The sequence below is a fragment of the Rhodococcus sp. 2H158 genome, assembly GCF_053764755.1.
On sequence record NZ_JBSNCE010000002.1, the window covers coordinates 282,691 to 307,289 of the forward strand.

A 24,599-nucleotide genomic window follows, 5' to 3' on the forward strand; every position below is an offset into this window, starting at 1 on the left:
ATGGCCCAATCCTCAGAGCGGAAGTCCGGCACGGCGGTCGGCACCTCGTTCCTCGACACCTACTTCAAGATCACCGAACGGGGATCGACGGTCTCGCGGGAGGTGCGCGGCGGCGTCGTCACGTTCGTCGCGATGGCCTACATCGTGGTGCTCAACCCGCTGATCCTGGGCAGCTTCTCCCCGGACGACGCCTCGGCCAAGGTCGACGTGCTCGGCAACATTCTGCCGATCAACCAGGTCGCCGCCGTCACCGCGCTGGTGGCCGGACTGATGAGCATCGTCTTCGGCGTCGTGGCCAACTATCCGTTCGCCATTGCGGCCGGCCTGGGTATCAACACCCTGCTGGCGGTCACCATCGCACCCCAGGTCACGTGGCCCGAAGCGATGGGCCTCGTGGTGATCGACGGCATCATCATCGTGGTCCTCGCCCTCACCGGCTTCCGCACCGCCGTGTTCAACGCGATCCCGCCCGAGCTGAAGGCGGCCATCGCGGCCGGCATCGGCGCGTTCATCGCCCTGATCGGCATGGTCGACGCCGGATTCGTGCGCCGCCTGCCGGACGCGGCCGGCACCACCGTCCCCGTCGGGCTGGGCATCGACGGCTCGATCGCGTCGTGGCCGACCGCCGTGTTCGTGTTCGGCGTGCTGCTCATGGGGGTGCTCATCGTGCGCCGGGTGCCCGGCGGGCTGCTGATCGGCATCGTCGTGACCACGGTGGTCGCCGCGATCGTCGAGGCGGTCGCCGCGGTCGGGCCGTCGCAGGGCACCAACCCGAAGGGCTGGAATCTGAGCACGCCGGAGGTGCCGGACACGGTGGCCGGCGTGCCGGATCTGAGCCTGGTGGGCAACGTCGACCTCTTCGGCGCGTTCACCCGGATCGGCGTGATCGCCGCGACGCTGCTCGTGTTCACGCTCGTCCTCGCCAACTTCTTCGACGCGATGGGCACGATGACCGGTCTCGGTAAGGAGGCCGGTCTCGCCGACAAGGACGGCAACCTGCCCGGCATCGGCCGTGCCCTCGTCGTCGAGGGCACCGGGGCCATCGCCGGCGGCGTGGGATCTGCGTCGTCGAACACGGTGTTCGTCGAGTCCGCCTCCGGCATCGCCGAGGGTGCGCGCACCGGCCTGGCGAACGTGGTGACCGGCGTGCTGTTCCTCGCCGCGATGTTCCTCACCCCGCTCTACGAGATGGTGCCCGTCGAGGCCGCCGCGCCGGCCCTCGTGGTGGTGGGTGCCCTGATGATCGGGCAGGTCCGCGACATCGACTTCACGCAGTTCGCCATCGCGTTGCCGGCGTTCCTCACGATCGTCGTCATGCCGTTCACGTACTCGATCGCCAACGGGATCGGCGTCGGCTTCATCACGTGGGTGGTCCTGCACGCGGCGGCCGGGAAGGCGCGGACGGTGCACCCGCTGCTGTGGGTGGTGGCGGGCTTGTTCGTCGCCTACTTCGCGGTGGACCCGATCACCGAACTGCTCACCTGACACGCGGCACGATGTGTCCGGTCGGTCCCGTATTGTGCACGCCATGACATCGGAACATCGCACGCTCGCCGGCGACCTCTCGTTGGCAGTTGTGCGCCTGACGCGCCATTTGCGGGGGCGGCGCTCCGATTCCCGGGTTTCCCTGACTCAGCTGTCGGCAATGACCACGCTGAGGCAGGAGGGAGCGATGACCCCCGGCGCGCTGGCCGCGCGCGAAAAGGTTCAGCCGCCGTCCATGACGCGGGTGATCGCATCGCTCGACGAGCTCGGACTCGTCGAACGGACTCCGCATCCCACGGACGGCCGGCAGGTCATCGTCTCGCTCTCGGATGCGGGCCTGGCACTGCTGGTCGACGAGCAGCAGGCCCGCGAGGCGTGGCTGACCGAACGTCTGGCCACGCTGGACGAGGACCACCTCGCCACCTTGCAGGACGCCGTGGGCATCATCAACAAGCTGGTCAGCGAGGCGGAGTGAGCCGGTCCCGGCCCGTAGGGCCGAGTCTGCGCCCGGACGACACGGGGTAGCGCGGAGCGAGAACCCGCCGACGAGACTCCGGTGCTACCTGGGAGAATCGACGGCGTGGTTCACGTCATCGACATCGAGGATCCCGCCGACCCCCGGCTGGACGACTTCCGAGACCTCAACTCGTCGGATCGCCGGCCGGACCTGCCCGCCGGCAAGGGCCTGGTGATCGCGGAGGGCGTGTTCGTCGTGCAGCGGATGCTCGATTCGCGGTTCGCGCCGGGCAGCCTGCTCGGGGTGGATCGCCGTCTCGGTGAACTCGCCGACGACCTGCGCGACGTCGATGTGCCGTTCTACCGCACCTCGGCCGAGGTGATGGCCGAGGTCGTCGGCTTCCACCTCAACCGCGGGGTGCTCGCCGCGGCGCACCGGCCACCGGCACTCGCCCTCGACGACGTCCTCGAGAAGGCCACCACCGTCGCGGTGCTCGAGGGCGTGAACGACCACGAGAACCTCGGCTCGATGTTCCGCAACGCCGCCGGCCTCGGCGTCGATGCCGTCCTGTTCGGCAAGGGCTGCGCCGACCCGCTGTACCGGCGGGCGGTGCGGGTGTCGATGGGGCACGTGCTGCGGGTGCCGTTTGCGCACGTCGAGCGGTGGCCGTACGACCTGGACCGGTTGCGGGCGCGGGGCTTCCAGCTCATCTCGCTCACGCCGAATCCCGAGGCCGTGCCGCTGGCCGAGGCCATGACGGGGGAGAAGGTCGCCCTGCTCCTCGGTGCCGAGGGCCCGGGGCTGACCGAGCACGCGATGCGCGCGACGGACGTGCGGGCACGCATTCCGATGGTCCCGGGCACCGACTCGCTCAACGTCGCCACGGCCGCGGCGATGGCGTTCTACGAGCGGGTACGGCTCCCGCGGTGACCGCACCCCTGCGCGCCCCGTCGACACCGTGGTCGACGGGGCTGACGCTGACGGGCTTCGCCCTCGTCGTCACCGTCGTCACGATCGTCGCGTTCGGGCTCGAACTCGGGCGTGTGCACCCCCTGCTCGCGGTGATCGTCAACCTCGTCGCCGCGGCCGGGATCGCCCCGACCCTGTGGTGGTGGCGGCGGGTGCCGCTGTGGCGGTGGATCGTCGCCGGTGTCGCCGCCGGAGTTCCGGTCGGCTGGATCGTGCTGCTCGGCGTCACGACGTTCTGAGCGGATCCGCAGCCGCGCGCGAATCGGATGGACCCGCCGGTTATTCGGCGTGCGGGTGACCGGACAGCGCGCGACCGGGCGCGGCGGTTCGTCGCGGCCACCACCACCGTCGCGCGGGCGGGCGGGCCGGCTCGTCGTGTTCGGTGGGCGGTCGCTCGCCCTCGCGGTACAGCTCGAAGCCCCACACCTCGATCTCGTGGGGGTCGAGCTCGCCGCCGGCGCGGCCCGTGTAGCGGAACCCGAGCCACGCGGCGTTGGCGGCCTCGGCGAACCGGCGGGGGTGGAACGGCAGCGCCTGCGGATCGGGCAACACGTCCAGCGGCCAGCGGATGGGGAACTCCCCACCCCAGAACGGCCGCTCCCACACGAAGGGCAGCCCGTCGTCCTCGGCGATGTCGACGGGTGTGGCGTCGAACGCCCGTCGCAGCGTGCCGCGCCGCCAGGCCCCGACGGCGCCGCGCGCCCCGGTGGGGTCCGACACGACGAGGTAGGTGTTCTCGGAAGCGACGGTGCGCCTCCAGCTTTCGGGTAGCTGCGACGGACGCGTGGCCGCGAGGTCCGGGCTGCACACCACCGTCACCCCGGGGAAGCTGCCCACGTAGACCCGGCCGGGGTCACCGGCCGCGGCCTGCGCGAGCGGCACCCGGTCCAGCGGCTCGGACGACAGCCCGGGGTGCAGCCGCCCGACGAGCGCGTGGGCCGTCTTCCGGTCGGCCCGCGCGGCGCGCAGCACCGCACCGGGGTCGGGGGCGTCGACGTACCAGATGGTCGACACGGCCGCCGCCACCATCGGTGGGCCCGAACCTCAGACGCGCCCGTTGCTGCGCACGCCGAGCAGCACGTCGTCCCACGAGGGGAGGGCGGGCTTGCCGCGCTTGTCCTTGCCCGGGCTCTGCTGCGGCGCCAGCTTCGGCCGGTCCTCTTCCGCGTCGGGCTCGGGCAGGCTCGCCGTCATGGGCCGGACCTCCTCGACCTCCGCGTCGATCACCGCGGGCGGCGGATCGAGGGTGATCGCCTCGGCGACGACGTCCTCCCGGTCGGGCCCGTCGTTGTCCCCGCTGTCGTCGACGTCGCGCGCCGTGTACACCGGCGTGAGGCAGCGCAGCGGCCGCCCGCAGTCCGGGTCGATCAGCTCGGTGGCGGTGTCGTCGAGCGGGAGGATCGTGCCGCCGTGTGCATCGGGCTGGTAGCGCCAGTGCGCGGTGTTGGTGGACCGGCCGGCGGCCCACTGCAATTGAGCCACCCAGTGGCCCTCGTCGTCGCGCCACGCGTCCCACGTGGCGGCGTCGATGCTGTGCCCTCGCGCCCGGAACGCCTGGGCGACGATCTCGGCGAGGGTGTGCACGGCCGGGCCGTCCGGGCGCACCGGATGTCCCTGCTGGGCCATCTCGGCCGCGCGGGAGCGTTCGAGCAGCACCGGGTAGGCGAACCGCTCCACCTTCGCGAGCGGGATCCCGGCCTCCTCGGCGACCTGCTCGACGGACGCGCCGGAGCGGATGCGGGCCTGGATCTCGCGGGGGCGCAGCTGGCTGGTGGTCTCGATCTGGATCTGCCCGAGGCGGGCGAGGTCACCGCGGGAGGCGGCGCGGAGCGTGTCGTCGATCGGGATGCGGAATCTGTCGCCGTTTTCGGGATCGGCAAGCACGACGTGCGTTCCGTCGGGCTCGAGGCCGACCACTCGAAGCTCTCGCACCATGACCTCCTCGCGGGGAATCGCGATTGACCCGCCCGACTGTAACGGACTCGTGACCCCTGCGGAGCAGGACACGCCGACACGCCGGGGGACCCTGTGGCGCGAAACCGTCGACGTGGCGCTATTGTCCAAGGTTTCCCCGAAAGTCTCTACTACTCGTCGAGAGTTTGGGAGGCGCGCGAGACGGCAAGCGGGGCCGGACCCGACCCGGATCCGACCCCGCCCCGAACGGTTGCGCTACCGCCCTACATCTGGGAGACCACCCAGTCGACGCACTTGGTCAGCTGGGTGACGTCCTCGGGGTCGATGGCCGGGAACATGCCGATGCGCAGCTGGTTGCGGCCCAGCTTGCGGTACGGCTCGGTGTCGACGATCCCGTTGGCGCGCAGGATCTTCGCGACCTTCGCGGCATCCACCGAGTCGGCGAAGTCGACGGTGCCGACCACCTGCGAGCGCAGCGCCGGATCGGCGACGAACGGGGTGGCGTACTCGGAGGCCTCGGCCCACTCGTACAGCCGCGACGACGAGTCCTTGGTGCGGGCGGTGGTCCACTCCAGGCCGCCGTTGCCGTTCATCCATTCGATCTGGTCGGCCAGCAGCAGCAGCGTGCCCACCGCCGGGGTGTTGTACGTCTGATCCTTGGTGCTGTTGTCGACGGCGATCGGCAGCGACAGGAACTCGGGGGTGAAGCGGCCCGAGGCCTTGATCTCGTCCACCCGCTCGAGCGCGGCCGGGCTCATCAGCGCGATCCACAGGCCGCCGTCGGCGGCGAAGCACTTCTGCGGCGCGAAGTAGTAGACGTCGAAGTCCTCCGCGGCGACGGGCAGGCCGCCGGCACCGGACGTCGCGTCGATGGCGATGAGGGCGTTCCCGGAGCCGGCCGGGCGGGTGACAGGCACCGCGACACCGGTCGAGGTCTCGTTGTGGGCCCAGCCGATGAGGTCGGCCGATCCGTCGGCGACGATCTCCGGTGCGGTGCCCGGCGCGCTGTCGACGACGATCGGGTCACCGATCAGCGGGTTCTTCTTGGCGACCGTGGCGAACTTCGACGAGAACTCGCCGTAGGTGAAGTGCTGCGACTTCTCGCGGATCAGGCCGAACGCGGCCGCGTCCCAGAACGCGGTGGTGCCGCCGTTGCCCAGCACCACCTCGTAGCCGTCGGGCAGGGAGAACAGCTCGCGCAGACCCGAGCGGATGCGGGCGACGACGTCCTTGACGGGCTTCTGCCGGTGGCTGGTACCGAACACCGAGGCACCGACCTCGACCAGGGACTGCAGCTGCTCGGGGCGAACCTTGGAGGGGCCGCAGCCGAAGCGGCCGTCTGCGGGCTTGAGGTCGGCGGGAATGATCGGTGTAGCGTCAGCCATCGGTATGCGTGTCCTAAACGTCGAGGAACGAGTGCACCGGTAGTCTAGACGGCCCCCGCCGGGTGGCCGGACGGACGGGCACCCGGCGCAGGGGCCGTCCGCCCGGCTCGGCGGGTCAGTTGTGGGTGATGGAGTCCCAGCCCTCGACGCTCTCGGGGCTGCGCGGGTCCGGGCCGGTGTAGATCGCGGCCGGGCGCACCAGCTTGCCCAGGCGCTTCTGCTCGAGGATGTGCGCGCACCAGCCGGCGGTGCGGCCGCAGGTGAACATCGCCGGCATCATCGCGGCCGGGACCTCGGCGAAGTCGAGGATCACCGCGGCCCAGAACTCGACGTTGGTCTCGATGGCCCGATCGGGGCGACGCTCGCGCAGCTCGGCGAGGGCGGCCTGCTCCAGCGCCGCGGCGACCTCGTAGCGCGGGGCGTTGAGGCGCTTGGCGGTGTCGCGCAGCACCCGCGCCCGCGGGTCCTCGGCGCGGTAGACGCGGTGGCCGAAGCCCATCAGCTTGTCCTTGCGGTCGAGGATGCCCTTGACCAGCGCGCGGGCGTCGCCGGTGCGTTCGGTCTCCTCGATCATCGGCAGCACGCGCGCCGGGGCGCCGCCGTGCAGCGGGCCGGACATCGCGCCGACCGCACCGGACAGCGCGGCGGCGACGTCGGCGCCGGTGGAGGCGATGACGCGGGCGGTGAAGGTGGAGGCGTTCATGCCGTGCTCGGCCGCCGAGACCCAGTACGCGTCGATCGCGGCGACGTGCGCCGGGTCGGGCTCACCCTTCCACCGCACCATGAACCGCTCGGTGACGGTCGCGGCCTCGTCGATGCGCTTCTGCGGCACGGCGGGCTGGTAGATGCCGCGCGCGGACTGCGCGACGTAGGACAGTGCCATCACAGCAGCGCGGGCGAGATTCTCGCGGGCGGTGGCGTCGTCGATGTCGAGGAGCGGCTCGAAGCCCCAGATCGGGGCGAGCATCGCCAGGCCGGCCTGGACGTCGACGCGGACGTCGCCGGTGTGGATCGGCAGCGGGAACGGCTCGGCCGGGGGCAGGCCCTGGCCGAACTTCCCGTCGACCAGCAGCGCCCACACGTCCCCGAACGTCACCCCGCGCGTGACGAGGTCCTCGATGTCGACGCCGCGGTAGCGCAGCGAACCGCCGTCCTTGTCGGGTTCGGCGATATCACTGGTGAAGGCGACCACGCCTTCGAGGCCGGCGACGAAATCCTCGGGTACAGACGCGCGCGATGCCATGACGGTTGGGCTCTCCTCGTTCGGTGCAACCCGGTCCGGGCGGCACTGCCGGTGAAGCGGGACTCGGCGGATGTGATCGGCGCCCCACTCCGTTCGTCGGTGCGACTGTAGTCCCCCGGACTGGACGCTGAGCGATGGGATACCCAGGAGTAGCGTCGAGCATCGTGTCCACCGATCCACAGCCCGGCGCCGAGAACGCCGAGGGACTGACTCCGGGTGCGGCCGAGCACGCCGACCTGGCCTCGATGCGTGTCGACTACACCCCCGCCGGCCCGCAGGGCGCCTCCGCCGCCGACGAGGATCTCGAGCCCGAGTGGCTCGCCGACGGGTGGCTGCCGCTGCTGCGCCGCTGGCTCGGCGACGCCGCCGCGGCGGGGCTGCCCGAGCCGAACGCGATGGTGCTCGGCACCGTCGACGAGCACGGGCGGCCCGTCACCCGCACCGTGCTGTGCAAGGGCGTCGACGCGGACGGGGTCACCTTCTTCACCAACTACGACTCCGACAAGGGCCGGCAGCTCGCCGCGACGCCCTACGCGTCGGCCACGTTCACCTGGATCCCGATCTTCCGCCAGGTCACCGTGCGCGGACCCGTCGAGCGGGTCGGCGAGGAGGAGACCACCGAGTACTGGCACTCCCGGCCCCGCGGCTCCCGCCTCGGCGCGTGGGCGTCGCAGCAGTCCCGGCCGATCGAGTCGCGGGCCGCGCTCGAGCACGCCCTCGTCGAGGTCGCGGAGCGCTACGGCATGGACGCCGAGATCCCGGTGCCGCCGCACTGGGGTGGGCTGCGGATCCGCCCCGAGTCGGCCGAGTTCTGGCAGGGCCGCCCCAACCGCCTGCACAACCGGGTGCGGACCCGGCTGGTCGACGGGCGGTGGATCACCGAGCGTCTGCAGCCGTGAGGCGACTGCTCGCCGACACCACACCGCTCGAGAATCGCGACTACCGCCGGTTGTGGACCGCCGGCATCGTCACGGTCATCGGCGCCCAGCTCAGCGTGGTCGCCGTGCCGCAACAGATCTACGAGATCACCCGCAACTCCGCGTACGTGGGCCTGACCGGTGTGTTCGCCCTCGTGCCGCTCGTGGTGTTCGGGCTGTGGGGCGGGGCCCTGGCCGACGTGATGGACCGGCGCCGGTTGCTCACGCTCACCACCGTGGGCATGGGGGTGACGTCGCTGCTGCTGTGGGCGCAGGCCGCCGCGGGTCTCGGGAACGTGTGGCTGGTGCTGGTGCTGCTGTCGCTGCAGCAGGCCTGCTTCGCGGTCAACCAGCCGACCCGCGGCGCCGTGATCCCGCGACTCATCCCGAAGGGCCAACTGGCGGCCGCCAATTCGTTGAACATGACGGTGATGCAGTTCGGCGCCATCGCCGGGCCGCTGCTCGCGGGCGCCCTGATCCCCGTGCTCGGCCTGCCCACCCTGTACCTGATCGACACCGTCGCGCTGCTCGCGACGCTGTGGGCGGTGCTCGCGCTGCCGCCGATCCCGCCGACCGGGCAGGCCCGGCGGGCGGGCCTGCGCGAGGTGCTCGACGGGTTCCGCTACCTGTCCACGCAGAAGATCCTGCTCGCCTCGTTCGTCGTCGACATCGTCGCGATGGTGTTCGGCATGCCGCGGGCACTGTTCCCGCAGATCGCCCACGACTCGTTCGGGGATCCCGCGCAGGGCGGGCTCGCGCTCGGCCTGCTGTTCGCGGCGATGTCGGTCGGCGCGGTGCTCGGCGGGGTGTTCTCGGGGTGGTTGCCGCGGGTGCGCCGGCAGGGCCTGGCGGTGATCGTGTGCATCGTCGCCTGGGGCCTGGCGATGATCGGCTTCGGCGTCGCGGTGGGCGCGGCCGAACCGGGCGGCACCGCGGTGTGGCTGTGGATCGCGCTGGCGTTCCTGGCGTTCGGCGGCGCGGTCGACATGGTCTCGGCGGCGTTCCGCTCGACGATGCTGCAGTCCGTCGCCACCGACGAGATGCGCGGCCGGCTGCAGGGCGTGTTCATCGTCGTCGTCGCCGGCGGACCCCGCATCGGCGACGTCCTGCACGGCGGGGCGGCCGCGCTGGTGGGCACCGCGATCGCCGCGGCGGGCGGCGGAGTGCTCGTCGTGGTCGGTGTGCTGGTGTGCGTGCTCGCCTTCCCCGCATTCGTGCGGTACCGGGTCGACCGCACGATCCGCTGATCGGTTACCTCCAGGGATCCTCGCGCCGCCACACCTGCGGCAGGTGCAGGCGTACGCCGTCGCGCTCGGCGAGCCCGCCGAGGACCCGCATGGTGACGTCGAGATCGTCGCCGGCGTAGGGCAGCGCGCGCAGCGGCCGGTCGAGCGGGCGGAAGAAGTCGTCCCAGTGCACGAGCACCGCCCGCCGCGCGCCGACCGTGCCGACGGTCTCCGCCCAGTAGGTGCGGATGTACTCCTCGCTCTGCACGCCGAGTTGACCGACGCCGAGATAGACGACCTCGGCGCGGCGGCCGGCCAGCGCCCCGGGCCGGAATCCGGCGCTGCCCTGGATCAGCAGGGTACGGCCGTCGGCGTGCGCGACGAACGTCGACCACGCCTCGCCGCACCGGTACGCCGCGGCCCGCGCGGGCGGGACCACGGGCGCGCCGATCGTGCCCGGGTATCGGTCGGGCGGACAGTGCTCCGACGCGACGAGCGTGACGGTGAACCCGCCGAACCGCAGCGGCTCACCGGGGGTGGCGACGACGATCCGCTCCGGTGGAAGGCCGTGCCCGCGCCCGACGTTCGCGGTGGACTCGCCGCCGACGAGCACCGCACCCGTCCGCTCGGCGACGACCGCGGAATCGAGCACGTGATCGAAGTGGCTGTGGACGGGCAGCACGGCCGCGAGCCGGGTCGCGTCGGCGCGGGCCAGGCACGCGTCGATCCGGGCCGGGTCGGGAGCGAGCCGGCCCAGCGCGACGGCGCCGAGGCCCGGCCGGGTGAAGAAGCCGTCGGTGAGCAGCGCGTCGGTGCCGTCGTCGACGAGCAGGGTGGAAACGCCGAGGAACGTCACGGCCGGGCGGGACGCCGCCGTCGCGGCGGGGACGTCGAACCGGTCGGCGTAGGCGGCGAGGTCCGGGCGGCCGAGGCGCAGTCGCATCCGGTCATCGTAGGCGCGGGAATCATTCGTGCGGCGCCGGACGACGCAGCTCGGTGACCGCGATGCGGGCGGCCTCGGCGATCGCGGCGTCGACGACCGGCAGCACCGGGTCCACGCGCGCGGCCCGGGTGAAGACTGCCACCGCGACGGGCTGTTCGTGCGGGAACTCGACGACGGCGACCTCGTTGCGGATCACGCCGATGGTGCCGGTCTTGCCCGCCACCGACACGCCGCGGTGCGGGAACGCGGACGCGATGCGGTGCGGCCAGATCTGCCGGCGCATGACGGCGCGGACGAACTCGGTCTGCTCCGCGGACAGCACGCGCCCCGACCACACCTCCCGCAGGAACCGGGTCATCTCCTCGGGCGTGGTCGCGCTCGTGTACGCCGGGTCGTACGCGGACACCGTCCACGCCTCGTCGTTGTCCGCGAGCGCCGCGAACGCCTCGGCAGTGGTGTGGGTGTCGGTGTCGCCCACCAGACTCCGGTGCAGGTCGGCGGTGCCGCCGACGATCTTCGTCTGCGTCAGTCCCAGGTGGTCGAGCAGGCCGTCGAGCGGGCCCATACCGATCTCGCCGAGCAACACATCGGCGGCGGCGTTGTCGGACACCGTCATCATCGACGTCGCCAGGTCGCGCCGGCTCAGGGTCACCGGGTCGTGCAGCACGGCGATGCCCGTCGGGCCGGGGGTGCACTCGGCGGGTGTCACGGTCAGCGGCGCGGTGGGATCGATCAGCCCGGCGTCGACGCACCGGCAGAACGCGACGAACAGCGGCAGCTTGTACACCGACGCGGTGACCACCCGCTCGCGACCGCCCACCGTCACCTCGTCGGCCGAGTCGTCGCACCGGCGGGCGTGCACCCAGCCGGTGCAGCCGGCGTCGGCGAACACGTCGCGGATCCTGTCCTCGGCACTCCTCATCTCAGCCGCTCCCGGTACAGGAGCCGGTCCAGCGCGTCCGCGTGCGCGTCGGCCCCCGGGCGACGGACGACACGGACCCGTAGCGCGACCGCCTCCGGCGCCATCCGCAGCCACGCCACCCCGGGCGTCGCGGTGGGTGGCGTGGTGGTGAGCCCGAAGCTCGCGCCGGCGGCGACGGCGGCGAGCAGCGCGCGATCGTCGCGGGCGGTCGTGATCGTCGCGTCCAGGCCGCGCTCGCGCAGCAGGTCGCGGACGGCGTCGAAGGCGGGCAGGTTGGCGGCACGGGGCGGGGCGGCGAACGTCAGCCCGGCAAGCATCGGGAAGGTGGGGCGCTCAGCGCCGGCGCTGCGATGATCCGACGGCACGACCACCCAGCGCGGCAGCTTGACGACGGGTCCCGACTCGACACCGTCGACGAGGGCCGGATGCTCGACCACCGCGACGTCGCACAGGCCCGACCGCACGTCCGCGACGAGGTCGACGGTCGTGCCGACGGTGGTGGACACGGCGCCGTCCGCGCCGACCGCCCCGCGCAGCGCCGTCACACACGCGGTCACCAGCCGGTCCGGGAGGGCCGCGGCCGCGCCCCAGTGCACGGTGCCGCGCGTGTGCGCGATCCGCTCCGACTCGGCGAGGAAGCGCTCGGCGTCGTCGACGAGCAGACGGGCGCGCGGCAGGAGCTGCACGCCGGCGGGGGTGAGCACCGCACCGTGGCGGGCGCGGTGGATCAGCTCGACGCCGAGGTGCTGCTCGAGCCGCCGAAGTCCCTGGGACAGCGGCGGCTGGGTCATGTCGAGTGTTGCCGCCGCCCTGCCGAAATGCCGCTCGTCCGCCACGGAGACGAAGAAGCGGAGATGGCGGATCAGGTCCATGGCGTCATTGAACCAGCGGGATCCGGGCCGGCAGCCGCGACGGCGAACCGGCCCCCGTCTCGCCGTCGAATCCGGCCCGGCCATCTGCGGCGATAGCGCAGCCGACTCGATGGTGGCGGCGTTCGGTATTGGCGTCCGCCGCGGCCGCGATGCTGTTGTGCGGCGGTGACTTCACTTCGACGCGACAATCCCTCTCCGCTGACCCGCCGCCGGTTCCTCGTCTCCGCGCTGGCGGCCTCGGCGCTCTCCGCCGCCGCGGCGTGCGGCGCGCGCACCGAGGCGACGGTGCCGCCGCCGGGGCCGGATGCCGGCGCTCGGTTCGCCCCGCTCGACGCGGTGCTCGCCGACCTCGAGGAGCGTCGCCGGGTCCGGCTCGGCGTGCTCGCCCACGATCCGGGGCGCGGGCTGACGTACGCCCGCCGGGCCGATGACCGGTTCGCGATGTGCTCGACGTTCAAGGTGTACGCGGCCGCCGCGATCCTGCGGCTCGAATCGCAGGGCAGTCTGCGGCTCGACGACGCGGTTCCGGTCGATCCTGCGGACATCGTCGAGAACTCGCCCGTCACCTCCGAGGCGCAGGGCCGGACCCTGACGCTGGCGCAGCTGTGCGACGCCGCCCTGACCCGCAGCGACAACACCGCCGGCAACCTCCTGCTGCGGCGGCTGGGCGGGCCCACCGCCGTGACCGCCTTCGCCCGGTCGCTCGGGGACACCGCCACGACCCTCGACCGCTGGGAGCCCGAGCTCAACAGCGCCGAGCCCGGCGACGTGCGCGACACCTCCACCGCGTCCGGTCTCGCGCGCGGCTACCGGGCGCTGCTGCTCGGTTCCGGCCTGCCCGCGGCGGGACAGCAGACCCTGACGGGCTGGATGCGGGCAAGTGTCACCTCCGGGCAGCGCCTCCGGGCGGGGATGCCGGCCGGCTGGACCGCGGCCGACAAGACGGGCGCCGGCCGGTACGGCACCGTGAACGACGCCGGGGTGCTGTGGTCGCCGGACGGTTCGCCGCTCGTGCTCGTGCTTCTCAGCGACTCGGTCACCGGGTTGCCGGACGCCGCGCACGACAACGCCGCGATCGCCGAGGCCACAGCCGTGATCGTCGAATCCCTGACCCGCTGAGTCCGTCCGCGGGACACTGGGCCCATGTCCGATCCGAAGAACTACCGGATCCGAGGGGGCGGGTACCGCGCGGAGGTCTCCAGCTCGGGGGCGGCCCTGCGGGTGCTCGAGCACGAATCGGCGACCGGGCCGTACCGGCTGACGGAGAGCTGGCCGGAGAACGAGCGGCCCCCGCTGCGCTCCGGCACGGTGCTCGCCCCGTGGCCGAACCGCATCCGGGACGGGCACTTCTACTTCGACGGCATCGAGCATCAGCTCGCGCTCACCGAGCCCGAACGCGGCAACGCGCTGCACGGGTTCGTATGGCATCGGGACTGGGTTCTGGTTTCCCACAATGATTCTCGCGTCGAGCAGGCGCTGGATGTGGGGCTGCACAAGGGGTGGCCGTACCAGCTGCGGCTCACCGCGACCCACGAGGTGGGCGACGGCGGGCTCACCGTCACGCACACCGCCACCAACGTGGGCGGCTACCACTCGCCGTTCGGGCTCGGTGTGCATCCGTACGTGCGGGCGGGCGACGCACCGCTCGACGAGTGCACGCTGCGCCTGGCCGCCGGCACCCGGCTGCCGCTCGATCCCGGGCGCGGACTGCCGAACGCGTACTCACAGCCGGTCGAGGGCACCGAGTTCGATTTCACCGCGCCGCGGTCGCTGCGCGGGGTCGAGCTCGACGCCCCCTACAGCGCGCTGGACGTGGACGTGGACGGCCGGGCCCGGCACGAGCTGCGGGGCCCGGACGGCAGGGGAGTGCAACTGTGGGCCGGGCGCGAGTTCGCCTGGCTGCAGGTGTTCACCGCCGGCGCCGTCCCCGAGCTGGAGTATCCGGGGCGGGGGCGGGCCTTGGCGCTCGAGCCGATGACGTGTCCGCCGGACGCCTTCAATCTCGGCATCGATCTCGTCGTGCTGCAGCCCGGGGAGACGTGGACGGGCCGGTGGGGCCTGATCGCCCTGCCGGCCGCGTGACCGGTTCCCGCACCGCCGGTGCACCGGCGGTGCGGACACGCCGACGGGCGCTCACCGCGACGGCGCCGGGAACGTGATATGCAATATCCGCGCAGGTGAGCGCCGTTGCGGGGGGCGCGACCGACGGTTTCGGTGCCGTCGTGGCACACCTCCGATCCGGCGCGATCCGGGACCTTCGACGGACCCTCCCTGGGCACATGGCCTGCGCAAGGGCTAGGTTCTACGTGAATGTTCGGAAGAATCGCGTTGATCTGAGCTTGAGAGGGATCCTTCGTGCCCGCTGAGAATGACACCCGACCCACCCTCAGCTACCCCGGTGGCGAGCACACAATGTCTATCGCCAAGGCGACGGAAGGCAACGACGGCATCGAGCTGGGTAAGCTCCTTGCGGAGACCGGGTACACCACCCTTGACCCCGGTTTCGTCAACACCGCCTCCACCACGTCGGCCATCACCTTCATCGACGGGGAGAAGGGCATCCTGCGGTACCGCGGATACCCCATCGAGCAGCTGGCGGAAAAGTCCACGTTCATCGAGGTCAGCTACCTGCTGATCTACGGTGAGCTGCCCACCGCGGAGCAGCTCGAGGTCTTCACCGACAAGATCCGCCGGCACACGCTGCTGCACGAGGACCTCAAGCGCTTCTTCGACGGCTTCCCGCGCAACGCGCACCCGATGCCCGTCGTCTCCAGCGCCGTCAACGCCCTGTCGGCGTACTACCAGGACGCGCTCGATCCCGACGACCCGGAGCAGGTGGAGCTGTCCACCATCCGGCTGATGGCCAAGCTGCCGACCATCGCGGCCTACGCCTACAAGAAGTCCGTCGGTCAGCCGTTCCTGTACCCGGACAACTCGCTGAACCTGGTCGAGAACTTCCTGCGCATGACCTTCGGCTTCCCGGCGGAGCCGTACCAGGTCGATCCCGAGATCGCCCAGGCCCTCGACATGCTGCTGATCCTGCATGCCGACCACGAGCAGAACTGCTCGACCTCCACGGTTCGGCTCGTCGGTTCCTCCGACGCCAACCTGTTCACCTCGATCTCCGGCGGCATCAACGCGCTGTGGGGCCCGCTGCACGGTGGCGCCAACCAGGCCGTGCTCGAGATGCTCAACGAGATCAAGACCAGCGGGGGCGACGTCAAGGAGTTCGTCCGCAAGGTCAAGAACAAGGAAGACGGCGTCAAGCTCATGGGCTTCGGACACCGCGTCTACCGCAACTACGATCCGCGTGCGGCGATCGTGAAGAAGACCGCCGACAGCCTGCTCGCCAAGCTGGGCGGCGACGACGACCTGCTGCAGATCGCGCAGGCCCTCGAGGATGCCGCGCTCACCGACGACTACTTCATCGAGCGCAAGCTGTACCCGAACGTCGACTTCTACACCGGTCTGATCTACCGGGCGATGGGCTTCCCGACCCGCATGTTCACGGTGCTGTTCGCACTCGGCCGCCTGCCGGGCTGGATCGCGCACTGGCGCGAGATGCACTCCGACCCGACGCTGAAGATCGGCCGCCCGCGGCAGATCTACACCGGTTACACCGAGCGCGACTACAACAGCATCGACGCACGCTGACCCGTCCCCTACCGGAAGACCGATACATGAGCAGCAAGCCCGAGATCGAGTTCCAGGGGGGTCCCGCCCCGACCGGCCTGGTCGTCAAGGACCTCACCGTCGGCGAGGGCGCCGAGGCGACGCCCGGAGCCAAGGTCGAGGTCCACTACGTCGGCGTCGAGTTCGACTCCGGCGAGGAGTTCGACTCGTCGTGGAGCCGCGGCGAATCCATCACCTTCCCGCTCAGCGGCCTGATTGCCGGCTGGCAGGAGGGCATCCCCGGCATGCGCGTCGGTGGCCGCCGTCAGCTGACGATCCCGCCGGAGATGGCGTACGGCCCGGCCGGCTCGGGTCACCGCCTCGCCGGCAAGACCCTGGTCTTCGTCATCGATCTGCTCGGGGTGGAGGCCAAGCCCGAGGTGCCGGAGATCGAGCCGGCCACCGGCCCGGCCCCCGCGGAGCTCGTGATCGAGGACATCACCGTCGGTGACGGGACCGAGGCGCAGCCCGGGTCGGTCGTCGACGTGCACTACCACGGCGTCGAGTACGACACGAACGAGGTGTTCGACTCCTCGTTCGCCCGCGGCGAGTCCGTCAAGTTCCCGCTCGGCCGGCTCATCCCCGGCTGGCAGGAGGGCATCCCCGGCATGAAGATCGGCGGTCGCCGCAAGCTGACGGTGCCCCCGCAACTCGCCTACGGGCCGGCCGGGTCCGGGCACCCGCTCGGCGGCAAGACCCTGGTCTTCGTCATCGACCTCCTCGGCACCGAGTAGGTCCCGCCCACGGCCGGAGCCCCGCATCGCCTTTCGCGATGCGGGGCTCCGTCGCATGCGGGGGATTCCCGCGGGGGTCAGTGCCGGACGAAGGGGGTGGGGGCGATGTCGCCGCTGTCGAGGAAGTGCCACTGGTCGTCGCTGCGGCAGATCCGCCCTTCGAACCGGGAGCCGTGGTTGCGGAACTCGCTGCGCAGGAAGTTGCCGTTCCTGTCGAAATGCGTGATGGCGCAACCGCGGTCGTGACGGTCACGGCGGTCGTGGTCGTCGTGGTGGTCCGAGGACGCGGCTGCGGTCCCGGCACCGCCGAGGACCGGCAGGACGATCAGGGCGGCGGTGACGATCAGCTTGCGGCTCTTCGACATTCGGATCTCCTGGGATCAGTGGAGGGGCTGCCTACGATCCTGCGCCCGCCCCGTCCCGCGTCGTAGTGACCCGAGGGGTGGAAAACGTTCACCCCGCCGATCCGGCGAGCCGCACCGTCAGCCGGGCCCCGCCGAGCGGGCTCGGCTCCAGCCGCGCCGCGCCGCCGTGCAGCGCCGCCTGCTGCGCCACCAGTGCCAGCCCCAGCCCGGAACCGCCCCTGGCGGCGCCGCTGCCCCGGCGGAATCGCTCGAACACCACGCCGCGCTCGTCGGCGGGCACCCCGCGGCCGTCGTCGTCGACGGTGAGCACGGTGTCGGTGCCCTCGACGGTGACCGCCAGCCGGATCCGGCGGGCGTGGCCGTGCCGCACCGAGTTGGCCACGGCGTTGTCGACGACGAGCCGCAGACCGCTCGGCAGCGCCCGGATCTCGCGTCCCGTCTCGCCGACGACCTCGATCTGCACGCCGGGATGCCGGCTCATCGCATCGGCGGCCGCGGCGTCACAGATCTCCACCGGGTCGGTGGGCACGAAGTCCCGAGAGGTGGACAGGTCGCCGCGGGCGAGCCGCTCGAGGTCGTCGAGAGTGGATTCGACGCGGCTCTGCGTCCGGGTGAGGTCGGCGAGGATCTGGGTGCGCTCCTCGACGCTCAGGACGTCGCCCGTCGCGTCCAGGGTGGAGAGCACCTCGAGGTCGGTGCGCATGGCGGTCAGCGGGGTCCGCAGCTCGTGGGCGGCGGCGGCCGCGAAGTCCCGCGCCGTGGCGAGGGCGGCGTCGGTGGCGGCCTGGGCGCGGGCGACGTCGCTGAGCATGTCACCGGCCGCGGCGGCGAGCTCGTCGGCCTCGCGGATGCCGGAGCGCCGCGGCGCGAGCGTCGGTTCTCGGGCCACGATCCGGCGCGTGAGGTCCGCCAGGGGACGCACGGCCCGCCCGCCGAACACCCAGCCGAGGGCCGTGGCGACCGCGACGGCGATCGCACCGGCGACGGCGAGCTGACGGTGCTGCTCGGTCGTGATGTCCTGAGCCTCGGCGTAGGGCACGGCGACGGACAGGAGCGAGGGCACCCGGTCGGTCGGCGCGGTGTACGTCCGGTAGGCGGTGCCGCCGAGGTCGACGGTGTGCGCGCCGGGGGAGAGGGCGGGCAGTTCGGTCGGGGTGCTGCTGAGCAACCGCCCGGATTCGGTGCGAATGGTGACGGCGAAGGCGCCGGCGTCGCCCAGGGCGGGCAGGAACAGACCGGCGGTGCCGGCGTTGGCGACCAGCACCTGGGTGGCCGTCTCGAGGCGGCGGTCGAGCTGCGCGAGGTTGTTCCGGGTGATCGCCAGCGCGACGAGCACGCCCAGGACCGCGACGACGAGCGTGGTGCCGAGCGCCGTGGCCGCGGCGACCCGCGCACGCAGCGAGAAGCGTTGTGTCACGCCTGATCCCGCAACACGAAGCCCACCCCGCGCACGGTGTGCACCAGCCGTGGCCGCCCGCCGGCCTCGAGCTTGCGGCGCAGGTAGCCGACGAACACGTCGACGACGTTGGTGTCTGCGTCGAAGTCGTAGCCCCATACGAGGGCCAGCAGGCGGTCGCGGCTCAGGACGATGCCCGCGTTGCGGGCGAGCACCTCGAGCAGTTCGAACTCGCGCTTGGTCAGCTCCGCCTCGGTGCCGTCGATGCGCACCCGCCGGCCGGCGGTGTCGAGTTCGAGCCCGCCGACCCGGACGACGGAGCCGGCGCCGGGAGCGCCCGGCACGCTGCGCCGCAGCATCGCCCGGATCCGCGCGACGAGCTCGGCGAGCACGAACGGCTTCGTCAGGTAGTCGTCGGCGCCGCACTCGAGCCCGGCGATGCGGTCGTCGACGGTGCTGCGGGCGCTGAGCACGCAGATCGGGATGTCGTGACCGCCGGTGCGCAGGGCGGTGACCACGCCGGTGCCGTCGAGGACCGGCATGTTCATGTCGAGCACCATCGCATCGGGGCGGTGCCGGGCGACGACGTCGAGCGCCTGTGTGCCGCTCGCGGCGGTGAGCACGTCGAACCCCGACAGGCGCAGCCCGCGCTGCAGGGAGGCGAGGACGTCCTCGTCGTCGTCGACGACGAGGACGGTGGCTGGCTCGGTCACCCCTGCATTGTGCCCGCGCCGAGCATGCCGAGGACGAGCTCGACGTAGTTGCCCGCGAGCGTGTCGACGTCGATACGGCCCGGCTGGTACCAGCGGGCGACGTCGATGCCGAGGGACAGGATCGCCAGGGCGGTGGTCGGCACGTCGCGGACGGTGAACACCCCGGCCGCGATGCCGTGCTCGATCTCGGCGCGGATCACGGCGTCGGTGTCGCGGCGGATCGCGGCGATCGTCCGGTAGTGCTCCGGGGTGAGGGCGTGCAGTTCGTACTGCGCCACCCGGCAGACGGTGTGGTGCACGGCGTGGGTGCGCACGAAGCCGTCCACGATCGCGCGCATCCGGTCGGCCGGCTCGGTGGCGGAGGCGGCCGCGGCGACGACGGCGTCGAGGACGTGCTGGTGCCCGATGCGGCTGGCCTCGAACAGCACCTCCTCCTTGGACTTGAAGTGCACGTACAGTGCGGCCGGGCTCAGGCCGGCGCCGACGGAGATGTCACGGGTGGTGGTGGCGTGGTAGCCGCGACGGGCGAAGGACTCCACGGCCGAGCCGATGAGACGACGCGCGACGTCGGATTCGACCTCGGTGAAGATGCCGGTGAGGTCGTCCCGGTCGGTGATGGGCGTGTCGATCATGCTGGGTTCTCTCCGTCGCCGTGCTGGTCCGTTGACATCATGCACCGTCGTTGCTGTACTAAGTGAGCGCTTAGTGAATCTGTGGCCGCTGAGTGAATCTGTGGCACTGTGAAAGGAAACTCCATGCCCGCTCCCGTCCTGTCCCGGCGTGACCTCGACTTCCTGCTCTACGAGTGGCTGAACGTCGAGTCCCTCACCGCGCGGACGCGGTTCGCCGAGCACTCACGGGAGACGTTCGACGCCGTCCTCGACCTCAGTGCGGAGATGGCCACCAAGCATTTCGCGCCGCACAACAAGAAGGCGGATGCCCAGGAGCCGCGGATCGGCGACGACGGCAAGGTCGAGATCATCCCCGAGGTCAAGGCGGCGCTGGAGCTGTTCGCCAAGGCCGGGCTCATCGGGTCCTCGTTCGACGAGGAACTCGGCGGCATGCAGCTGCCGATCACCGTGCTGCGTGCGGCGATGGCCTGGTTCCAGGCCGCGAACGCCGGCACCTCGTCCTACCCGTTCCTCACCGTCGGCAATGCCAACCTCATCGCCACCCACGGCAGCGAGGAGCAGATCGCCACGTACGTGCCGTCCCTGCTCGAGGGCCGGTTCTTCGGCACCATGTGCCTGTCCGAGCCGCAGGCCGGATCGTCGCTGGCGGACATCACCACCAAGGCCGTGCCGCAGGACGACGGCAGCTTCCGGCTCACCGGCACCAAGATGTGGATCTCCGGCGGCGACCACGAGCTGTCCGAGAACATCGTCCATCTCGTGCTGGCGAAAATTCCCGGTGGTCCGGCGGGGGTCAAGGGCATCTCGCTGTTCATCGTCCCGAAGATCCTCGTGGGCGGGGACGGCCAGCTCGGCGAGCGCAACGACGTCGCCCTCGTCGGTCTCAACCACAAGATGGGCAACCGCGGCACCACCAACACGCTGCTGAACTTCGGCGACGGCACCTTCACCCCCGGCGGTCGCGCCGGCGCCGTCGGCTACCTGCTCGGCGACCCGCACAAGGGCCTGGCGTACATGTTCCACATGATGAACGAGGCCCGCATCGGCGTCGGGTTCCTCGCCACGTCGCTCGGCTACGCCGGCTACCTGCAGTCCCTCGAGTACGCCCGCACCCGCACCCAGGGCCGCCCGCTCGGCGACAAGGACCCGTCGTCGCCGCCCGTGCCGCTGATCGAGCATGCCGACGTGCGGCGAATGCTGCTCGCGCAGAAGGCCTACGTCGAGGGCGCGCTGGCGCTGGGGCTGTACTGCTCGACGCTCGTCGACGAGCAGCAGACCGCCGAGGACGAGGACGCCCGCACCCGTGCCGGGCTGCTGCTCGACATGCTCACCCCCGTCGCGAAGTCCTGGCCGTCGCAGTGGTGCCTCGAGGCGAACAGCCTGGCGATCCAGGTGCACGGGGGCTACGGCTACACCCGCGAATTCGACGTCGAGCAGTTCTACCGGGACAACCGCCTCAACCCCATTCACGAGGGTACGCACGGCATCCAGGGGCTGGACCTGCTCGGGCGCAAGGTGGTCATGCAGGGCGGGGCGGGACTGGCGCTGCTCGGCGAGACGATCGGGCGGACCGTCGCGCGGGCCGTCGACGCCGGGGGCGACGCGGCCCGCTACGCCGGGCAGCTGCAGGCGGCGGTGACGCGTGTCGCGGCGACCGCCGCACGGCTGTGGTCGACCGGCGATCCCGAGGTGGCGCTGGCGAATTCGTCGGTGTACCTCGAGGCCGTCGGGCACGTGATCGTCGCGTGGATGTGGCTCGAACAGCTCCTCGCGGCCGGGACCCGGGAGGGCGGCTTCTACGAGGGCAAGCGTGCCGCCGCCCGGTACTTCTTCGCGTTCGAACTGCCGAAGACGGGTCCGCAGTTCGACCTGCTCGACAGCCTGGACCGGACCACGCTCGACGCGCGGCCGGCCTGGTTCTAGGCGGCTGCAAGAGAGGACGAGTCTCGTCTTCAGGATGCCCGGTGCGTGGTCGTGCCGGACGAGGAACCGAACACGCACCGGGAGGTGGTCAGCTAGCGCGCAGGGCGATGGTGAGGCCGTCCTTGTGGCAGGCAGTGGGAGCACCGGGGTTGGGTTCGGCTTGGCAATTCCAGCCGTCGCTGGTGACGGTGTCGGTGATGGCGTCGGTGCAGCCGACTCGTCCGGCTGCGGTGCCGACGGCGATGAGGTGGTGGCGCCGGCGGCGTCGGTGACCGGTCCGCAGTGGACGTCGTCGATCGTAGTGGCGGGTGCAGGTACAGCGGCGCGCTGGTGTTGACCGGTTGCGGGGTCGAGTTCTGTGCCGGGTGCGGATGACGGACGGTGCGGGGCTGGTGGGTTGGCCGGTGCCGCGTTGCCGCGCAGCCCGATGTGAAGGTCACCGTTGATGCAGATGTGCGGGATCGTGACCTCCGGCTGGGCTGGGTGAACACTTTCACTCCTGAATGGTGCAGCTGCTGTGGCGAGCAAGATGGGAGACTGCGCCGCGGAAGACTCCGACCGCCCGCGCCGCAGTCTCGATGACTGTCACTCGGCGTTGTATGCGGCGGCGACGTCGAGGATCCCGGTCACTCCGAAGCTGTCGGTGAGCATCCCGAAGCCGGGGCTCCCAACATCCTCGTCCAGCAGCTCTCACCCGCTTCACGGTTTCCGTCACCCCCAGTCAGACGACTCGAGGGATACGACGGATCGGTGACGGTCGGCACCGACCTGACGACCGTGCCCGTCGCCCAGACCTGATGGGAACGGATACAAGCACCCGGACCGACAGACAGGACCCGTCATGAACACTGTGCTATGGATCCTCGCCGGACTCCTCGCACCGATCTTCCTCGCAGCGGGTCATGAAGCTGATTCAGCCCAAGGACAAGTTGGCTGTCACGCCCAACCTGTCCTGGGCCGAGGACTTCTCCGACGGGACAGTCAAGGCGATGGGAATCTTGGAGGTTCTGGCCGCGATCGGTCTTAGACTCCCGCCTATTGAGGCTTTCTCAGTAAGTTGATCTTGCTTGGATGGCGTCAGGCCGGATCTCGAAGGACGCAGAGCTCCTGGTAGGACTGGATTTGCGAAGATCGAATCCGAACCAGAGGCGATCCACGTGATCGCCTATCTTGCCATGCGCGACGTCGCTCGACCGCTCGCCCAGTACCTTGGCCGACTGTGTACGTCGGCGCCGGCGCAGCCCGCCGGTGAACAGGGCCTCCCGCGACGGTGCGCATCACACGGTCATCGGCGGGGTTCACACACCCGCCCGGTCGAGGCGTTCGATGAGGCGTGATTTGCGCGCATGTCTGTGACGTAGTGCCAGGATGCGCTGGGTGAAGGCGTCACGTCGGCCCTCGCGTTCGGCGAGTGCCTGCATATCGGTGAGCAGCGTGATGGCAGCCTCGTATTCGCTGGGTTTCGGGTGGCGATCATCGCGTCGATACGCGACCACGCGGCTTCCTCGTCGCGGACCGGTTCATCCAACCGTCTCTCGCGGGCGAGTGCGTGGTCTTTGTCGCGGCGGACTTTGTCCTCGGCACGCCGGGCGGCCGCCCGGCGCTCACGGTCGCCGCGACGACGCGCCGCGGCGTCGAGGAGATCGGCCACGGTCCGAGGGGGCGAAGCTGGAATGTGCGGGGTGTGCTCGTCGTGGAAGCGGCGCAGCATCTCTGTCCGGACCGCCGCGGGGTGATCATTCACCACGCGCATCAGGAGTCGGTTCTTCTCGGCGAGGGGCAGTGTTGTCACCCAGGCTGCGAGTGCGTCGGAGATGCCGGTGGTCTCCTCGAGCGGGGGGCTGGTCCGGGCTGCGACGGCAAGTAGGTCGTCGTCGAGGCGGAGGAAGTCGGCCAGCGCTCGCTGCGCGGCGGTGAGCGTGGCTAATCCGGGCGGCACGGGTGGCTCGAGGTCGTTGTCGGGGTTGCGGCCCCAGGAGTAATCGTCTGCTTCTGCAGTGTTGTGGCCGACGAGCCAGGCGAGGTAGAGCGGGCGGAGGTCGCCCGTGGCGAGTTCGGAGCGGATCCCGACGATGGCCGACAACGGTGTGACGGCGTCAGGATCCCACTCGCCGCCTTCGTCCTCGCTGGTCAGGTCGAGCACGAGGAATTCGCCTGTGGTCCAGGCGGTTACCAGATGTCCGACGCAGTAGTCGCGGGCGACGTCGATGTCGAGCAGGCCGCGCGGGAGGCGGAGCATGATCCGGTGTGTTCCCCAGTTCGCCAGATAGAGGTGCGCGTCGTAGTAGCGCTCCATCATCTGCCTCGGATCGCCCCGGAAGTTGCCCCAGTGGTACTCGTTGACGAAGCTGGTGGCCGTAACGCTCGCCCGGGTGGACAGCGAGCGAACCTCGGCCAGCTGACGATCGTTCAACGGCCGGTCGACGGCGAGGAATTCGTAGTACTGGTATTCGCTCATCGCCTACCCTTGCCGGTTGGCACGGACAATGGGGTCTGCCCGGAAACCCGAGTTGTCTCCCATGTGGAAGAACAGGTGCCCGGCGAGCGTGCCGTCCTCTTGCAGAGCTGCCCAGCCGCGTCCGCTGACCTCGTCGCCTTCGTCGTCGCCGATCCAGCTGAACTCCACTACCGGGTGGCCGTTGCGTTCGGTGGTCCGGCAGTCCATCGAGCCGCGGACGGCGATGAAGCCGAACTGCCCGGTCCCGTCGCGGGTGAACTCGATGAAGCCGGGTTCGACGAGATCGATGGCGTCGCGGTCCCACAGGTCCCTTGTTTGTCGCGATGTGCGGTGGTGAGGGTAGCCGCCTCGGAGGCCGGTGCGGTGAGTCGGG

23 protein-coding genes and 1 pseudogene are annotated in these 24,599 nt (G+C 71.1%); 12 read left to right on the plus strand and 12 right to left on the minus strand.

From position 1 onward, the window contains the following. The 4 genes from ACWPOB_RS03100 to ACWPOB_RS03115 all read left to right on the plus strand — a co-directional run bounded on the left by ACWPOB_RS03100 (position 1) and on the right by ACWPOB_RS03115 (position 3,150). Positions 1–1,485 (plus strand): NCS2 family permease, encoded by a 1,485-nt coding sequence (locus tag ACWPOB_RS03100; RefSeq protein WP_100056872.1) that lies wholly within the window; start codon positions 1–3, stop codon positions 1,483–1,485. Positions 1,486–1,528: 43 nt separating this feature from the next. After that, a complete protein-coding gene (locus ACWPOB_RS03105) occupies positions 1,529–1,960 on the plus strand; it encodes an Rv0880 family HTH-type transcriptional regulator (RefSeq protein WP_029541818.1) in 432 nt (143 codons plus the stop codon). 105 nt (positions 1,961–2,065) lie between these two features. Continuing rightward, entirely contained in the window at positions 2,066–2,872 is an 807-nt protein-coding gene (locus ACWPOB_RS03110) for a TrmH family RNA methyltransferase (protein WP_100056867.1), read from the plus strand. Further along, the gene (locus ACWPOB_RS03115; RefSeq protein WP_006936132.1) at positions 2,869–3,150 is read left to right on the plus strand and encodes a DUF2537 domain-containing protein; all 282 of its coding nucleotides are present in this window, start codon (positions 2,869–2,871) and stop codon (positions 3,148–3,150) included. Before ACWPOB_RS03110 ends, ACWPOB_RS03115 begins: the two co-directional genes overlap by 4 nt. A gap of 40 nt (positions 3,151–3,190) precedes the next feature. Here ACWPOB_RS03115 and ACWPOB_RS03120 read toward each other — a convergent pair whose 3' ends face one another. The 4 genes from ACWPOB_RS03120 to ACWPOB_RS03135 all read right to left on the minus strand — a co-directional run bounded on the left by ACWPOB_RS03120 (position 3,191) and on the right by ACWPOB_RS03135 (position 7,453). After that, positions 3,191–3,940 (minus strand): DUF6928 family protein, encoded by a 750-nt coding sequence (locus tag ACWPOB_RS03120; RefSeq protein WP_455399860.1) that lies wholly within the window; start codon positions 3,938–3,940, stop codon positions 3,191–3,193. Positions 3,941–3,955: 15 nt separating this feature from the next. Next, a complete protein-coding gene (gene sepH / locus ACWPOB_RS03125; protein WP_455399904.1) occupies positions 3,956–4,843 on the minus strand; it encodes a septation protein SepH in 888 nt (295 codons plus the stop codon). Positions 4,844–5,088: 245 nt separating this feature from the next. Then, entirely contained in the window at positions 5,089–6,210 is a 1,122-nt protein-coding gene (gene serC, locus ACWPOB_RS03130; RefSeq protein ID WP_029541824.1) for a phosphoserine transaminase, read from the minus strand. Between the two features lie 115 nt (positions 6,211–6,325). Then, positions 6,326–7,453 (minus strand): citrate synthase 2, encoded by a 1,128-nt coding sequence (locus tag ACWPOB_RS03135; RefSeq protein ID WP_006936122.1) that lies wholly within the window; start codon positions 7,451–7,453, stop codon positions 6,326–6,328. A gap of 245 nt (positions 7,454–7,698) precedes the next feature. On the opposite strand from ACWPOB_RS03135, the gene pdxH reads away from it, so the two are divergent. Together pdxH and ACWPOB_RS03145 are read left to right on the plus strand one after the other, a co-directional pair. Continuing rightward, positions 7,699–8,352 (plus strand): pyridoxamine 5'-phosphate oxidase, encoded by a 654-nt coding sequence (gene pdxH / locus ACWPOB_RS03140; protein ID WP_455399905.1) that lies wholly within the window; start codon positions 7,699–7,701, stop codon positions 8,350–8,352. Continuing rightward, a complete protein-coding gene (locus ACWPOB_RS03145) occupies positions 8,349–9,617 on the plus strand; it encodes an MFS transporter (RefSeq protein ID WP_006936119.1) in 1,269 nt (422 codons plus the stop codon). The genes pdxH and ACWPOB_RS03145 overlap by 4 nt, the downstream gene beginning before the upstream one ends. Positions 9,618–9,621: 4 nt before the next feature. Here the strand turns inward: ACWPOB_RS03145 and ACWPOB_RS03150 are convergent, their stop codons facing one another. Genes ACWPOB_RS03150 through ACWPOB_RS03160 form a run of 3 tightly spaced genes read right to left on the minus strand, consistent with a single transcriptional unit; the run spans position 9,622 to position 12,333 of the window. Then, positions 9,622–10,539: an MBL fold metallo-hydrolase gene (locus ACWPOB_RS03150; RefSeq protein ID WP_455399861.1), complete on the minus strand. Its 918-nt coding sequence runs from the start codon at positions 10,537–10,539 to the stop codon at positions 9,622–9,624. Between the two features lie 22 nt (positions 10,540–10,561). After that, positions 10,562–11,461: a serine hydrolase gene (locus ACWPOB_RS03155; protein WP_455399862.1), complete on the minus strand. Its 900-nt coding sequence runs from the start codon at positions 11,459–11,461 to the stop codon at positions 10,562–10,564. Continuing rightward, the gene (locus ACWPOB_RS03160; RefSeq protein WP_455399863.1) at positions 11,458–12,333 is read right to left on the minus strand and encodes a LysR family transcriptional regulator; all 876 of its coding nucleotides are present in this window, start codon (positions 12,331–12,333) and stop codon (positions 11,458–11,460) included. The genes ACWPOB_RS03155 and ACWPOB_RS03160 overlap by 4 nt, the downstream gene beginning before the upstream one ends. Before the next feature lie 198 nt (positions 12,334–12,531). On the opposite strand from ACWPOB_RS03160, the gene bla reads away from it, so the two are divergent. The 5 genes and pseudogenes from bla to ACWPOB_RS03185 all read left to right on the plus strand — a co-directional run bounded on the left by bla (position 12,532) and on the right by ACWPOB_RS03185 (position 16,739). Beyond that, a complete protein-coding gene (bla, locus tag ACWPOB_RS03165) occupies positions 12,532–13,452 on the plus strand; it encodes a class A beta-lactamase (RefSeq protein ID WP_455399906.1) in 921 nt (306 codons plus the stop codon). Positions 13,453–13,476: 24 nt separating this feature from the next. After that, positions 13,477–14,415, plus strand: coding sequence for an aldose 1-epimerase family protein (locus ACWPOB_RS03170; RefSeq protein WP_100058339.1), 939 nt, complete (start codon positions 13,477–13,479; stop codon positions 14,413–14,415). A 273-nt stretch (positions 14,416–14,688) separates the two neighbouring features. Then, positions 14,689–15,987 carry a citrate synthase gene (locus tag ACWPOB_RS03175; RefSeq protein ID WP_037200579.1) on the plus strand — a complete coding sequence of 433 codons (1,299 nt, stop codon included), beginning with the start codon at positions 14,689–14,691 and terminating at the stop codon, positions 15,985–15,987. Between the two features lie 26 nt (positions 15,988–16,013). Next, positions 16,014–16,364, plus strand: a pseudogene (locus tag ACWPOB_RS03180) (FKBP-type peptidyl-prolyl cis-trans isomerase); the annotation flags it as partial. Between the two features lie 21 nt (positions 16,365–16,385). Next, positions 16,386–16,739, plus strand: a complete 354-nt coding sequence (locus tag ACWPOB_RS03185) for an FKBP-type peptidyl-prolyl cis-trans isomerase (RefSeq protein WP_373867492.1) — start codon at positions 16,386–16,388, stop codon at positions 16,737–16,739. Between the two features lie 77 nt (positions 16,740–16,816). Here the strand turns inward: ACWPOB_RS03185 and ACWPOB_RS03190 are convergent, their stop codons facing one another. The 4 genes from ACWPOB_RS03190 to ACWPOB_RS03205 form a co-directional block, all read right to left on the minus strand. Further along, the gene (locus ACWPOB_RS03190) at positions 16,817–17,104 is read right to left on the minus strand and encodes a hypothetical protein (RefSeq protein WP_100058337.1); all 288 of its coding nucleotides are present in this window, start codon (positions 17,102–17,104) and stop codon (positions 16,817–16,819) included. A gap of 88 nt (positions 17,105–17,192) precedes the next feature. Next, on the minus strand, positions 17,193–18,521 hold the full coding sequence (locus ACWPOB_RS03195; protein WP_455399864.1) for a sensor histidine kinase: 1,329 nt from the start codon (positions 18,519–18,521) through the stop codon (positions 17,193–17,195). After that, positions 18,518–19,213, minus strand: a complete 696-nt coding sequence (locus ACWPOB_RS03200) for a response regulator transcription factor (protein WP_100058618.1) — start codon at positions 19,211–19,213, stop codon at positions 18,518–18,520. Before ACWPOB_RS03200 ends, ACWPOB_RS03195 begins: the two co-directional genes overlap by 4 nt. After that, complete coding sequence (locus ACWPOB_RS03205; RefSeq protein ID WP_100058619.1) at positions 19,210–19,845, minus strand: TetR/AcrR family transcriptional regulator; 636 nt, start codon at positions 19,843–19,845, stop codon at positions 19,210–19,212. Before ACWPOB_RS03205 ends, ACWPOB_RS03200 begins: the two co-directional genes overlap by 4 nt. Positions 19,846–19,968: 123 nt before the next feature. On the opposite strand from ACWPOB_RS03205, the gene ACWPOB_RS03210 reads away from it, so the two are divergent. Continuing rightward, the gene (locus ACWPOB_RS03210) at positions 19,969–21,768 is read left to right on the plus strand and encodes an acyl-CoA dehydrogenase (protein WP_455399865.1); all 1,800 of its coding nucleotides are present in this window, start codon (positions 19,969–19,971) and stop codon (positions 21,766–21,768) included. A gap of 1,285 nt (positions 21,769–23,053) precedes the next feature. On the opposite strand, the gene ACWPOB_RS03215 is transcribed toward ACWPOB_RS03210, so the two are convergent. After that, entirely contained in the window at positions 23,054–24,226 is a 1,173-nt protein-coding gene (locus ACWPOB_RS03215; protein WP_455399866.1) for a hypothetical protein, read from the minus strand. Positions 24,227–24,599 lie beyond the last annotated feature (373 nt).

Bases quoted from the DNA above. Each gene is read 5' to 3' on its own strand.
- ACWPOB_RS03100 (WP_100056872.1), top strand. From the start codon at position 1: ATGGCCCAATCCTCAGAGCGGAAGTCCGGCACGGCGGTCGGCACCTCG.
- ACWPOB_RS03105 (WP_029541818.1), top strand. From the start codon at position 1,529: ATGACATCGGAACATCGCACGCTCGCCGGCGACCTCTCGTTGGCAGTT.
- ACWPOB_RS03120 (WP_455399860.1), bottom strand. From the start codon at position 3,940: ATGGTGGCGGCGGCCGTGTCGACCATCTGGTACGTCGACGCCCCCGAC.
- serC (WP_029541824.1), bottom strand. From the start codon at position 6,210: ATGGCTGACGCTACACCGATCATTCCCGCCGACCTCAAGCCCGCAGAC.
- ACWPOB_RS03135 (WP_006936122.1), bottom strand. From the start codon at position 7,453: ATGGCATCGCGCGCGTCTGTACCCGAGGATTTCGTCGCCGGCCTCGAA.
- pdxH (WP_455399905.1), top strand. From the start codon at position 7,699: ATGCGTGTCGACTACACCCCCGCCGGCCCGCAGGGCGCCTCCGCCGCC.
- ACWPOB_RS03150 (WP_455399861.1), bottom strand. From the start codon at position 10,539: ATGCGACTGCGCCTCGGCCGCCCGGACCTCGCCGCCTACGCCGACCGG.
- ACWPOB_RS03155 (WP_455399862.1), bottom strand. From the start codon at position 11,461: ATGAGGAGTGCCGAGGACAGGATCCGCGACGTGTTCGCCGACGCCGGC.
- ACWPOB_RS03160 (WP_455399863.1), bottom strand. From the start codon at position 12,333: ATGGACCTGATCCGCCATCTCCGCTTCTTCGTCTCCGTGGCGGACGAG.
- ACWPOB_RS03170 (WP_100058339.1), top strand. From the start codon at position 13,477: ATGTCCGATCCGAAGAACTACCGGATCCGAGGGGGCGGGTACCGCGCG.
- ACWPOB_RS03190 (WP_100058337.1), bottom strand. From the start codon at position 17,104: ATGTCGAAGAGCCGCAAGCTGATCGTCACCGCCGCCCTGATCGTCCTG.
- ACWPOB_RS03205 (WP_100058619.1), bottom strand. From the start codon at position 19,845: ATGATCGACACGCCCATCACCGACCGGGACGACCTCACCGGCATCTTC.
- ACWPOB_RS03210 (WP_455399865.1), top strand. From the start codon at position 19,969: ATGCCCGCTCCCGTCCTGTCCCGGCGTGACCTCGACTTCCTGCTCTAC.
- ACWPOB_RS03215 (WP_455399866.1), bottom strand. From the start codon at position 24,226: ATGAGCGAATACCAGTACTACGAATTCCTCGCCGTCGACCGGCCGTTG.